Source organism: Bacillus hominis (genome assembly GCF_018332515.1).
Classification (GTDB): Bacteria; Bacillota; Bacilli; order Bacillales; family Bacillaceae_G; genus Bacillus_A; species Bacillus_A hominis.
The window spans coordinates 23,121-36,128 of record NZ_BOQD01000092.1 but is presented as its reverse complement, the minus strand read 5'-3'; the positions used below and the strand labels follow the sequence as shown (position 1 = coordinate 36,128).

7 protein-coding genes, 7 pseudogenes and 1 other annotated feature (1 of these 15 cut by a window edge) are annotated in these 13,008 nt (G+C 37.0%); of the genes and pseudogenes, 8 read left to right on the top strand and 6 right to left on the bottom strand.

The features are described from left to right. Positions 1 to 67: 67 nt before the first annotated feature. Positions 68 to 181 (top strand): annotated as a pseudogene (locus tag KI356_RS10850) (autoinducer 2 ABC transporter substrate-binding protein LsrB); the annotation flags it as partial. Between the two features lie 156 nt (positions 182 to 337). Here the strand turns inward: KI356_RS10850 and mqo are convergent. Then, positions 338 to 1,840: a malate dehydrogenase (quinone) gene (mqo, locus tag KI356_RS10845; protein ID WP_128280367.1), complete on the bottom strand. Its 1,503-nt coding sequence runs from the start codon at positions 1,838 to 1,840 to the stop codon at positions 338 to 340. A 420-nt stretch (positions 1,841 to 2,260) separates the two neighbouring features. Between mqo and KI356_RS10840 the strand changes: the two are divergent. The 5 genes and pseudogenes from KI356_RS10840 to KI356_RS10820 all read left to right on the top strand — a co-directional run bounded on the left by KI356_RS10840 (position 2,261) and on the right by KI356_RS10820 (position 9,675). After that, positions 2,261 to 3,308, top strand: a pseudogene (locus KI356_RS10840) (DUF2332 domain-containing protein). A gap of 362 nt (positions 3,309 to 3,670) precedes the next feature. Continuing rightward, positions 3,671 to 5,410: a sigma 54-interacting transcriptional regulator gene (locus tag KI356_RS10835; protein ID WP_212935412.1), complete on the top strand. Its 1,740-nt coding sequence runs from the start codon at positions 3,671 to 3,673 to the stop codon at positions 5,408 to 5,410. A gap of 255 nt (positions 5,411 to 5,665) precedes the next feature. Further along, positions 5,666 to 7,270, top strand: a complete 1,605-nt coding sequence (locus KI356_RS10830) for an ATP-dependent acyl-CoA ligase (RefSeq protein WP_212935411.1) — start codon at positions 5,666 to 5,668, stop codon at positions 7,268 to 7,270. A 65-nt stretch (positions 7,271 to 7,335) separates the two neighbouring features. After that, positions 7,336 to 8,127, top strand: a complete 792-nt coding sequence (locus KI356_RS10825) for an enoyl-CoA hydratase (RefSeq protein ID WP_212935410.1) — start codon at positions 7,336 to 7,338, stop codon at positions 8,125 to 8,127. Positions 8,128 to 8,238: 111 nt separating this feature from the next. After that, the gene (locus KI356_RS10820) at positions 8,239 to 9,675 is read left to right on the top strand and encodes a GntP family permease (protein WP_128280363.1); all 1,437 of its coding nucleotides are present in this window, start codon (positions 8,239 to 8,241) and stop codon (positions 9,673 to 9,675) included. A gap of 224 nt (positions 9,676 to 9,899) precedes the next feature. On the opposite strand, the pseudogene KI356_RS10815 reads toward KI356_RS10820, so the two are convergent. Then, a pseudogene (locus KI356_RS10815) lies at positions 9,900 to 10,025 on the bottom strand (2OG-Fe(II) oxygenase); the annotation flags it as partial. Between the two features lie 334 nt (positions 10,026 to 10,359). Here KI356_RS10815 and KI356_RS10810 point away from each other — a divergent pair. Beyond that, the gene (locus KI356_RS10810) at positions 10,360 to 10,917 is read left to right on the top strand and encodes a class I SAM-dependent methyltransferase (protein WP_212935409.1); all 558 of its coding nucleotides are present in this window, start codon (positions 10,360 to 10,362) and stop codon (positions 10,915 to 10,917) included. A gap of 151 nt (positions 10,918 to 11,068) precedes the next feature. Here the strand turns inward: KI356_RS10810 and KI356_RS10805 are convergent. From KI356_RS10805 to KI356_RS28175, 3 pseudogenes are all read right to left on the bottom strand, one after another. After that, positions 11,069 to 11,137: pseudogene (locus KI356_RS10805) on the bottom strand (BBE domain-containing protein); the annotation flags it as partial. Positions 11,138 to 11,348: 211 nt separating this feature from the next. Further along, a pseudogene (locus KI356_RS10800) lies at positions 11,349 to 11,834 on the bottom strand (GNAT family N-acetyltransferase). A 52-nt stretch (positions 11,835 to 11,886) separates the two neighbouring features. Next, positions 11,887 to 11,985: pseudogene (locus KI356_RS28175) on the bottom strand (VOC family protein); the annotation flags it as partial. Here KI356_RS28175 and KI356_RS28470 point away from each other — a divergent pair. Beyond that, positions 11,982 to 12,265, top strand: a pseudogene (locus KI356_RS28470) (hypothetical protein); the annotation flags it as partial. The pseudogenes KI356_RS28175 and KI356_RS28470 sit on opposite strands and share 4 nt — an antisense overlap. Before the next feature lie 30 nt (positions 12,266 to 12,295). Here KI356_RS28470 and KI356_RS10795 read toward each other — a convergent pair. Then, positions 12,296 to 12,799, bottom strand: coding sequence for a kinase (locus tag KI356_RS10795; RefSeq protein ID WP_212935408.1), 504 nt, complete (start codon positions 12,797 to 12,799; stop codon positions 12,296 to 12,298). 201 nt (positions 12,800 to 13,000) lie between these two features. Further along, positions 13,001 to 13,008 (top strand) — a binding site (T-box leader) (it continues 223 nt past the right edge of the window).

Here is a 13,008-nt window from a genome sequence, read left to right as displayed (position 1 = left end):
GGATAAATAGTCCAGTGAAAAGAGTGTTCTAGATATGAAAAAAGAAATATACAATGCTACAAAATAAGTAGAGCCAAACTCTATTCAAGGGTATGACTATGAGGCAGAAGGAAACGGTATTATCGTATTACCTGAACGAGTTGTATTTACGGAGGATAACATAAATAAGTATAATTTCTAGTTGAGAGTTAACGGGGATATGTCATTTATTGTCGAATAGCTGACATATTGAAAAAATCGCCGATATAATTTTAGTCACTATATTTCTTCGTCAGACATAATAAAAACGTCCGAATATATCGGACGTTTTTATTATGTTGTTTTTTTAATCTATTCATTAATTGTGAACAGCTTCTTTTTCATTTAACCCAAGTGTGCGTCCTGTTGAAGCGTGAAGCTCTTGGAACAATCTTGGATTTTCCGTTAGTGATACGCCATAAGAAGGGATCATTTCTTTTATTTTTGGCTCCCATGCTAGTATACGTTCTGGGAAGCATTTTTCTAATACTTCAAGCATAACGTGAACCGCAGTAGAAGCACCTGGAGAAGCGCCAAGTAACGCAGCGATTGATCCGTCAGATGCACTAACAACTTCTGTACCAAATTGAAGTGTTCCTTTACCACCTGCATCAGTATCTTTAATTACTTGCACACGTTGTCCAGCAACGACAATATCCCAATCTTCACTTTTAGCATTCGGAATAAACTCACGTAATTCTTCCATACGCTTTTCGTGTGATAACATAACTTGTTGGATTAAGTATTTTGTTAATCCCATTTCTTTTACACCAGCTGCTAACATCGTTAAGACGTTATTCGGTTTTACAGAACCAATTAAATCAAGGTTTGAGCCAGTTTTTAAGAATTTAGGTGAGAAGCCTGCAAATGGTCCAAACAGTAAAGCTTTTTTGTTGTCTATATATCTTGTATCAAGGTGAGGTACAGACATTGGCGGAGCACCAACTTTAGCTTTTCCGTATACTTTTGCATGATGCTGCTCTACAACTTTTTGGTTTTTACATACCATAAATAGTCCACTTACTGGGAATCCTCCAATATGTTTTGATTCAGGAATACCAGTCTTCTGAAGTAGAGGTAGACTACCGCCACCGCCGCCGATAAAGACGAACTTTGCAGTATGGTGTTCGATTTTGCCACTATTCATATCGTGTACTTTCACTTCCCACAAACCGTTCTTCGCACGTTTAATATTTTCAACACTGTGTTTGTAGTTTAGTTCGACATTTTTAGTTTTTAAGTAATCAAACAACATGCGTGTTAACGCACCAAAGTTAACATCTGTTCCAGAATCAATTTTCGTTGCAGCCATCGGTTCATTAGAGGTACGGCCTTCCATAATGAGTGGAAGCCATTTTTTTAATGTATCAGGAGCATCAGAAAATTCCATTCCTTGGAATAGAGCGTTTTTTGAAAGCGCTTCAAAACGTTTTTTTAGAAACTCTACATTTTTTTCTCCTTGCACCAAACTCATATGAGGTAGTGGCATAATAAAATCATGTGGATTACGAATTAAGTTTCTCTTTACAAGATACGCCCAAAATTGTCTTGAAAGTTGAAATTGCTCATTTACTTTTACAGCTTTACCAATATCTATAGACCCGTCAGATTTTTCGGATGTATAGTTAAGCTCACATAGCGCAGAATGTCCTGTACCAGCATTATTCCATTCGTTAGAACTTTCTTCTCCGGCATTAGCGAGTTTTTCAAATACTTTAATTTCCAATTCAGGTGCCAATTCTTTAAGTAATGATCCTAACGTGGCGCTCATAATTCCAGCGCCAATTAAGATAACGTCTGTTTTTTGCTGCATGTTGCTCATGATAATCTCTCCATCCCCTATATTGGCAAAAAAGAGTAGGTGTTTTTATATCTAAGCCGTAAAAAGAAAACACCGCCTAGGCCCCACCTAGGTATTTACCTTTTTTGTCTCAATTATATAACCATCTCATAGTCTATTATAATAATTAATAGACTAAAATATCTAGTGTTATCTGATAATTTTAAACTATTTAACGCTTTATTTCATAGAATTCTTCTGTCATAAGGGTAAAAAGCATAGTAGTAAAGCGGAATTTGGAGAAGAATTCCAGTTTGATGTTATCCCGAAAAAACTTCTATTTTTATGTTTTATCTTTGGAAACTAGTAAAATTTTATTTTTGAAACATTTAATTTGAAAAAATAGAGTAAATAACAAATAAATGATAAGATTATTCTGAAAATAAAACAGGAGGGATACCAATGCTTACACGAGAACAAATCGCAAACTTATTTCGAAATTTTTCTGTGAATGAATGTAAAGGATCAAGTGATTTATACGAATATTTATCAATAAAAATTTCTGAAGATGAGGAAGTTCTTACGTTAGCTTCCTATGCACAACCTGGTCAACCAATCCCAAACTTATTATTAGGTGCAGTCCATTATTTATTGTTAAAAGGAAAAGAACACAGTTTAAAAAGGTATTATTATAGTTTAGTTGAAAATGCTGATACAAATTTTGAAAATGCCTTTCATCAATTTAAAGATTTTTGCCATGAATATCGAGAAGAAATTACCTTTTTATTACAAACGAAACTCGTTCAAACGAATGAAGTAAGGCGATGTGCCTATTTATATCCAAGTTTCTGTTACATATTTAATAAAGTGAACAAACCGTTAGCGTTAATAGAAATTGGTACAAGTGCGGGATTACAACTGTTTTGGGATCAATATCGTTATTCATATGGAACGGAAGAAGTATTTGGAAACACACAGTCTAATGTTCATTTACAATCAGAAATAAAAGGGGATAAGAAGCCATCCTTTTTAAAACAAAGTCCACCTGTTATGGAAAGAATCGGACTAGATTTACATGTGAACGATTTAAATGATGAAGAAGATTATTTATGGTTACGCGCGCTTATTTGGCCAGAACATAAAGAAAGACTTGAACTATTCGATCAAGCAGCGACGCTTGTAAAAGAAAAATCAGTGCAATTAATTGAAGGGGACGGTGTAGCGCTTCTGCCGGCCATTGCAAATCAAATAAGGGAAGATGCTGTAATCTGTATTTTCCATACACATGTAGCAAACCAAATACCTGAAAATGTAAAACATACGCTAGAAAAACAAATTAAAGAGATTGGTGCAAAACGTGATGTATTCCACCTATATAACAACATGTGGGACCGGGACCTTCATATTGATTATTATATTCACGGAAACGAATATTGTGAAATTGTTGGGGAAACGGAAGGGCATGGGAGATGGTTTAGTTGGGGGATTGGGGGATAAGACTTTATGCTAGAGTAAACCTAATAATTATGGGTTTCATCACCAAAATTCGTAATGAAAATAGCTGATGGAAGACACTCCATCAACTGTTTTTTACTTTTCATAAAACTCATTAGGTATCTAAGGTAAGCGTCAAATATTCCTCACCTACAAGTTGTAAATAGCCCATGAGATTCATCTTCTTACATCCAAAGATTTAAAGAAATTAGATTATTAAAACCTGACAGGTGTCAAAACAGAACCTACCGGTTAATTAGCTATATTACTGGTTCAAGAAATTATTACTTCAAACGGAAGAGCCGAAGGAAAGTAAATGTTTAAAATGAATATATAATACATGCGAGAAAGAGCACAATTTGATAGGGGGGCTTCCAAATGCATATGGATGAAAGAATGAATTTGCAGTTAACAAGCCAGGCTCTTCAGGTAATGAATAACGGAATTGCTGTCATAAGTCATGATGGAATCATCACATTCAGCAACCAACCATTCTGCAGCATGTTACATAAAAAAGAAAATGAAATAATAGGTAAGCATATATCAACGATTATTCCTAATCGTAAAAAGCTAGTAGTGAATCAAAATGATAGTTTGTACAAGTACGAGTGTAAGGTGGGCAACCAAGTATTGATTATGAATGAATCCCGTATATATCAGAGCGGGAAAGAAGATGGATCAATTGCCATTTTGGAAAACAAGGAAAAAAGTATACAGTCCTTGGAAAGTATCATCAGTCGGTATGAAAATGCCTTGAATTTACTGTCGGAGTGTATTCTAGGGGTAAATGAACAAGGGATTGTCAATTTTTTAAGTGGTTCTTATGCACAATTTTTAGGGATTGATGACCCAAAGGAAGCGATAGGTAAGCATTGTACGGAGGTTGTTGAGAATACGAGGATGCATATTATCGTGAAGACGGGACAGGTGGAAATTGGGCATATCCAGCGTATAAGTAATCGGAATATTATCGCAACTCGCATACCTATTGTTAAGGACGGTGAGGTTATTGGTGCGATTGGTAAAATTATGTTTCATGATATACAGCAGTTTAAAGCTTTGGGGGATCAGATTAGTGCGATGGAATCAAAGTTATCTTACTATCAAACTGAATTACAGCGGTTACAAGAAGGTAGGTTGTCCTTTCAAAGTATTATAGGAGAGAGTGCGAAAATGAAAGAAGTTAAAACGATGGCCTTGAAGGTTTCTAAAAGTCGGTCTACCGTTTTGATAAGAGGAGAGAGCGGTACAGGGAAGGAGCTCTTTGCACATGCGGTACATCGTGCAAGTCCGCGTGCTAGGGGTTCATTTATTCGTTTGAATTGTGCTGCGATTCCGAGGGATCTTTTGGAGGCTGAATTGTTTGGATACGAAGAGGGGGCTTTTACAGGAGCGAAAAAAGGTGGTAAGCCTGGGAAGATTGAGTTGGCCCATAAGGGAACGTTGTTTTTAGATGAGATAGGTGATATGTCTTTGGACATGCAAGTGAAGTTGCTGCGTGTGTTGCAAGAGAAAGAGATTGAAAGAATTGGTGGTACGAAAATTCAAAAGATTGATGTCCGTTTCATTGCGGCGACACATCGAAATCTTCGTGAAATGGTGCAAAGAGGGGAATTTAGGGAGGATTTATATTATAGGTTGAATGTGTTTGCGATCGATATTCCTCCGTTACGAGAGAGAAAGGAAGATATGATACATATAATGGAATTTTTAATTCGGAAATTGAATGGGGAGCTGGGTAGTAGCGTTCTTTCATTGGATGAGAGAGTAAGGGATATATTCATGGAACATGATTGGCCAGGGAATATTAGGGAGCTAGAGAATGTGTTAGAACGAGCGATGAATGTTATAGAAGGAATGATTATTCAAGTGCATCATCTTCCTGTCTATTTGCGGAAAAAAGATTTGGAAGAAGAGTTATATCATGAAATATTTGAGGTGGATCAAGAGAAGAATGAGATGAGTTATTCACTGCAGGAGGAAGTGGAATCGGCTGAAAAACGGGTGATTACAAGGGCTTTGGAAAAGACAGCTGGAAATATAAAAGAGGCAGCCAAGCTTTTAGGGATTCATCGGGCTAGCTTATATCGGAAAATAGAAAAATATGGAATGTATTGAAGGGGAATAAAGGGCAAACAGGCCCTTTTTTTGTTTGGTTTGCAGTAATACATACTGTCTCTTTTTTGCGACACTTTCTTATGGATGCGACATGATCGTAATCATTTGTAGCGCAAATGCGACATGTGAAGGTGGACATGTAAGGGAGAACGGGGTATATCCCTGAAGGAATAAGGGAATAGAGAATGAGTCGATTTTTGGCATGTTTCTTGCTATATAAATAAAAAAGATTATAGCAAGAAGGGATGGAATTCAATGCTGGAAAATCACAGTTTGCCGCATTTTATTATGCAAAGTATTGAAAAAACACCAAGTAAGGTGTATTTACAATTTGAAGAACAAAGAGTTACGTATGAGGAGCTCTATCATCGAATTACAAAAGCTGCAGCGGGATTTTGTGAGCTCGGTATTCAAAAAGGGGATAAGGTTTGTATTATGCTTCATAACACTCCTGAATATCTGGATGTATGGTTTGCTTTATCTTTTATGGGAGCAATTGCAGTGCCTCTGAATGTGCATTTAAAAGGGGAAGGTCTGCAGTATATTTTATCTCACTCCGATTGTAAGCTAATTATCGTTGATAAGGAATTTGTTCCTCAAATTGCTTCTTGTTTGCCATTTATACAAAGGGACATTCAAATTGTCGTTTACGGAAATGATGAAAGCGCAATCATTACAGGTGAGGGTAAAGAACGGCTCGTAATCGAATTGAAAGATGTACTGAATACAAATAATCATCACCTTCCAACTGAATTTGTTTCCTCTTCTTCTATTAACAGTATCCTTTATACCTCTGGAACGACTGGATTACCTAAAGGGGTCATGTTAAGTCATTCTGCCTATGTAAATTCTGCGCAGTCATTTGCCGTCTATATGGTTGGCGCGAGTTCGAAAGATATCTTATTTACAGCGCTGCCGTTATTCCATATTAACGCCCAGGCCCATACAGTACTCGGTGCTATTTCTTCCAGTGCGACGATTGCTCTTGGCAAGCGGTTTAGTGCTTCTAGATTTTGGGATGAAATTCGCGGTCATGGCGCAACCATTTTTAATTCTTTAGGATCTATGATTCCTATTCTCTGCAAGCAACCAGAAAAGGAAAACGACAATGAAAATTTTGTAAGGGTGACGGCTTGTGCTGCTACGCCTAAGGAATTTTGGAAGCCGTTTGAGGAGAGGTTTGGCGTCCGGATTGTGGAAGGCTATGGATTAACGGAAACGACGGGTTTTTGTGTAACGAATCCATTGAATGCCAATAAGCCGCCTTCTATTGGAAAACCATATTCTTACGTAGAGACGAAGATTGTTAATGAGGAGGGAAATGAAGCGCGGACTGGTGAAATTGGGGAGATTTTTATCCGTTCCTTACAGGGACAAACATTCATGGAAGGCTACTATAAAATGCGGGATAAAACAGAGGAGGCGATGAATGAGGGATGGTTCCATACAGGAGATCGCGGTTATCTAGATGAGGAAGGTTACTTATATTTTTGCGATCGAATCAAACAGTGTATCCGGAGGCGTGGAGAAAACATCTCCTCTTGGGAAATCGAAAAAGTCGTGAATAATCACCCGAAAGTACTTGAATCAGCGGCCATCGGTGTCCCATCGGAAGTGGGAGAAGAGGATGTCAAATTATATGTGATTGTAAAGAAAGGAGAAATGATGTCCCATGAAGAGATTATAGATTGGTGTCAAGAACGTATGGCTTACTTCATGGTGCCGCGATATGTTCAGTTCAGTGAAACTTTCCCAAAAACCGCGACGGAACGGATTCAGAAGTTCAAGCTGAAGGAGGAAGGAATCGGTACTGCTTGGGATCGCGAACAGGTCGGCTATGTAATTAAAAGAACGAGTTGATGTGCTGAAGGGTAGTAAAACAGTTTGCTTTTTATCTCATTACATATTGGAAAGAAGGGATTTCATTGGAAAATAAGCGGGTTGTTACATGGTCCAAAGAAAAAGGAATCGCGACGGTTATCATTGATAATCCTCCTGTGAATGTACTGAGCTGTGCTGTGATTGAGCAACTGACGACGGCGGTCGACGAAATCGAACGGGATGATGAAGTAATTGCTGTACTTTTAACTGGTGCTGGAGAAAAGGCTTTCGTTGCAGGAGGGGACATCAAGTCGTTTCCGGAATGGATTGGGAAAGGGAGTGAATATGCAGAGGGAAAATCATTGTGGCTTCAGAACCCATTAAATAAAATAGAAAGATTGCCGAAGCCTGTAATCGCTGCTATTAACGGATTAGCGCTTGGGGGCGGGTGTGAATTAGCCTTATCATGTGATTTACGGATTATAGAAGAACATGCCCAAATCGGACTTCCGGAGGTGAAGTTAGGATTGTTTCCAGGTGCGGGAGGCACGCAACGTTTGCCTCGATTAATAGGAACTGCAAGCGCGAAAGAAATGATGTTCACTGGTGAACCGTTCACTGCCGAAGTAGCTTGGCGAGTTGGTTTGGTGAATCATGTTGTTCCGCGTGGCGAAGCGCTGAATAAGGCGAAGGAACTAGCTGCGAAGATGGCTCGATTTTCCCTTCCTGCTTTATCTTTGATGAAGCAATCTATCAATAAGGGATTATCTTCTTCTCTTGAGGACGGGCTAAAAATAGAAGCTGAGAATTTCGGCCATGTATTTCAAACGAGTGATGTAAGAGAGGGAGTGGAGGCTTTTATAGAAAAGAGGGTACCGCTTTTTCATCATAAATAAAATAACAAAAAGTAATGCCTGCCTCTGGCAGGCGTTGCAACAATATATAAAAATATAAAAGGGTGTAAAGTAAATTTAAGAGAATCCATTTTATTGAGGGGGATTACGGTTATGGATTTATTGATTGTATTGCTATCGCTTGGCTTGCTTATATTTGTAGCTTACCGAGGATTCTCAGTCATTTTATTCGCTCCGTTATGTGCTTTGTTAGCTGTGTTTTTAACGGAACCGGCGAATGTTTTACCGTTCTTTTCTAATGTTTTTATGGCGAAGATGGTCGGATTCATAAAATTATATTTTCCTGTGTTTTTGCTTGGAGCGATATTCGGTAAAGTGGTAGAAATCACTGGGATAGCAGAAAAAATCGCGAAAATTATCATCCATTTTATAGGTGTGAAAAGAGCTATTCTTTCTATTGTGTTAATGGGAGCGATTCTTACATACAGTGGTGTCAGTTTATTTGTCGCAGTATTTGCGATTTATCCATTTGCGGCGCAATTATTTCGCGAGGCAGACATTCCGAAACGTCTCATTCCAGCGACAATCGCATTCAGTGCATTCACGTTTTCGATGGATTCGCTTCCTGGATCGCCTCAAATCCAAAATGTTATTCCAACTACGTTCTTTAAAACAGATATTTATGCAGCTCCTACATTAGGAATTATCGGAGCATTGTTTATCTTTATATGTGGGATGCTGTATTTGGAAAGGTGTAGGAAGAAGGCTGCGGCTAAGGGAGAGGGATACTTCGGAAAAGGCGGTGCCACTTCTGAACTGGCTGCCACAACTAGCGCACAACCAGTGCAAACGCCGATTGTGTCCAGTGATGTTATTCCAGCTAGTTACTGGGTAGCTTTTCTTCCGCTTGTACTGGTTGGAGTGATGAATAAAGTCTTTACAGCATTCATCCCTGTATGGTATACAAAGGGATTTGATTTTGCATCTATAGGTTTGAAGGAGTACGGAACGATTGATATGGGACAAGTCGTAGGTATTTGGTCAGTGGAAATGGCACTTCTTATCGGAATACTTGGTGCTATATTATTAAACTTCCAAGCGGTAAAAGAACAGTTTCAATCTATTACAAGCGTGGGCGTAAGTGGTTCAATCTTAGCTGCCATGAACACTGCAGCCGAGTATGGATTTGGTGCCGTTATAGCAGCTTTACCCGGATTTGTCATGATTCAAAATTCTTTGACAGGAACATTTTCAAACCCTTTAATTAGCGGAGCGGTCATGACGAATATTTTGTGCGGTCTGACGGGATCAGGTTCGGGTGGAATGAGTATTACATTAGGTTTAATGGCAGAAAAATATATTGAAGCGGCAGCGAACTTTGATATTCCGTTAGATGTGCTGCATCGTGTAATTGCAATGGCAGCAGGAGGTATGGATACTTTACCTCATAACGGAGCAGTTATAACCTTACTTGCGGTTACAGGATTAACGCATCGGGAAGCTTATAAAGAGATTTTTGGTATTACGATAATTAAGACATTAGCCGTTTTCTTCGTTGTTGGAGTGTATATGATGTTTTCTATTGTATAGTAGGGAGGTTGCTTGGCTGTTATAAATAACGCAGCCATCAAGTTAAAATTATGTATAATGGTAAACAGAAACAGCCATCATTCCATGAAATGATGGCTGTTTGTATGTTTTCAATGAATTTCACAAAAAACTTCAAGTGAAGATTGGAATTGAACTATCCTAACCTTCACTTGGTCTAGAGGAGGGCTTCTCGGTTAAAATGATAAAGTCGGTAAATTTACTTGTTACAACAATGCTCTTCTTCTCATCCATTGCGTCATAACCCATTTTTCACCTTTGATAATAGGTGCACCGCCATGTAAAGTATGTTTATTTGATTCATCCTGATAAAAATACTTGAAATATACCGCCCAAGTAGCAATTTCATTACAAGGTGCAGCAACTACAAGCAAATCCTCACATTGGACCCCAGCTGGCCACCATTCATAATAGTCGTGAAAATCATTTCCAAACATGATTTGTCCGTTCTCAAATAGGGTAACAAATGTGGGGTTTCCGTACTTATTTATAAAAAAGTTGAAAATAAACAATAATATTATTATGTAAACAAAAGTGGTGACTAATCGTTTAAGTTTCTTTTGTATTTAGGGGGACATTAAGAATATCTTATGTATTTCTCATCATATTTTCATATTTTTTTAGTAGAGTATACCTTGTATCCTACAAGGAAAGAGGAAGAAGACTATGCATGTACTACATTTTTTAAGTGAATATATAAAGCACCCAAGAACTGTAGGAGCAGTATTGTCAAGTTCTAAGAAACTTGCAAAACAAATGGTAGCCCCTATAAATTTTGAACAAGCAAAATGTATTATTGAGTATGGACCAGGAACTGGAGTGTTTACGGAACAGCTCGTTCAACATAAACATAATGAAACGGTATTGTTAATTATTGAGAATAACGCACAGTTTTACCGTATACTTCAAGAGCGATATTCACACATGGAAAATGTGTACATTATTCATGACTCTGCCGAATATACGGAAAAGTATGTTCAGCAATATAAAATTACCCAAGTGGATTATATTATTTCAGGATTGCCATTTACCAGTTTATCCCTTGATACCTCTACAAAGATATTACAGGTAACAAAAGAAGTATTAGGAGAAGAAGGGAAATTTATTACTTTCCAATATACACGCTTTAAACAACAATTTTTTCGTTCATTTTTTGCAAATATTGAGGTGAAGAAAATAAACTGGAATATTCCACCGGCTTTCGTGTTCACTTGCTTTATGTAAGGTGATGGGGAAGTGTGAAACCAAATCACTATCATGCAAAAGAAACGAATTATTTCCAACATAAAAAATGAACGATTCTTCCCATAATTTTCACGGAAAGAATCGTTCATTTTTTGCTAGAAATATAAACTATAACTTTCATTTTAGACTATTAAAAGGGCGGAATACTTTGCGGAAAGTTGAAAACATTTTTCGGGTCATATTTAGCCTTTACTTCCATTTTAAATGGTAAAGGCTTTCGGGTCGTGTTTCAGCTATTCGTAATGTGAAAAAGCGGGTAGAAAAATAGAACTGACTATACGTTATAAGTAGATGAATGAGCGAGGGTGATTATTCCTAGAGTGAGATTTTGAAGCGTAGCAATGGATCAAAATAATGAATAAAAGGCAATGTTACAAGTATTTCGAATGTAACATTGCCTTTTTGAATAGTTAAATATATTTACTTAAAATCTCCCCAGGTAATCCATCAATCTCACAAACTATACTTGATGTAAAACCAACGTTTAATAAAATTTTTCGAGAGGGAATATTATTTGGATCGATAATTGCCTTTAGTACGTTTACATCTGTCTGCTTCGCTATTTCAATTAATTCTCTTGCAATACAACTACCATATTTTTATCCCCAGTGTTCTGGCAATAACATATAACCAAGTTCAGCTTCTTTAAAATCATCCTCATTTACTGTTATATGTCCAGGTCCGATAAATTCATTTGTTACACTGTTATAGACTTTATAAGACCCATACAGTTTATGTTTTTCATTGCGCCTTAACAATTTTTCATAGTCGCTTTGTGCTTCTTCTAACGGAATGATGCGCTCTGTAATTTGTGCCATGACTTTTTCGTTCGATACAAGCTGGAAGTATAGATTAAAATCTATTGCTTCAAATTTTTTGAAATGTAGCTTATGCATATGATTCCTCCAAACTAATTTTCATTTGTTCTTCAGAAAAGATAAACGATTGTTAAATAGTGATTTCTATTTGATTGCCTTCCGGATCACCTATTACACTTTCGTAATAGCCATCTCCAGTGAAACGTGGTCCATTTAATAAAGGATAACCAGCTTCTACCTACTGATGAAGATAGCTACTGGGAAGCTTTCGATTTGTTCGGTTCGGAATGTGTATGTAGATTATTAGGGGCACATTATATGAAGATCTTCCAGAGGATTTGGTATGCCCAACTTGTTCTAAAGAGATGAATTATATTGCTACAATTACACAAGATATTAAAGAACGAGAACTTATTTCAGTAGTTGATTTTCTGTTCGGGGAAATGCACATCTATTATTACATATGTAAAAATTGCTCTGTAATGAAAACTGAAATACAAAGTACATAATGAAAATAAGACTGACTCATTTCGTCAGTCTTATTTTTGCATTGTAATATCATTAAGAATCGCATGAAATATATCTTTTTGCGTGAAATTATCTGTAAAAAGAGTTTCTCTAGCAACTTCAATTGTATCGTGAGGATTATACCATTTTTGTAATGAATCCTCACCAAATTCATGGCGTTTTTCTCTTGTATTATGCCGTCTAATTGTTTCTTCAAGTGATAAGTCAAAATAATATGTATAAGCGTTTCCTTCAAAATTATGTATTAATTCTCTTAACATATCGCCGTACCTACGACTGTTCAGTATACCTTCTAAAATAACAAATTCACATTTTCCTTTTCCATACTTCGTAATTTCAAATAGTAAATCATGAGATAAGTTACCCATTGTATCGTGCACCCTTAGCATATCTCTACGCACAACGTCTTGAGAGACTAGAAGTGTACCTTGCCCAAAATGTTCTTGCAGTTCTTTTGCGATTGTTGTTTTGCCACTTGCGGAGTTTCCTCGAAGAATGATTAATGTCGATTTCAAAGTCTCAGCTCCAAATTGTTTTAGTAAGCGCTTCTCGCCAGTTTGTAGAAGTTATTGCTTTCAAAGTGATATGAAACATCGTAAATAACCTCCAGTTTATTTGTGGTTTGATTATATGAACTCTTTATTTTAAAGATACAATATTTTCTTGAAAAATAAACAGAATTATTGTAAAGTAATGATAATTAAAATTTATATTGTTTAAAAGC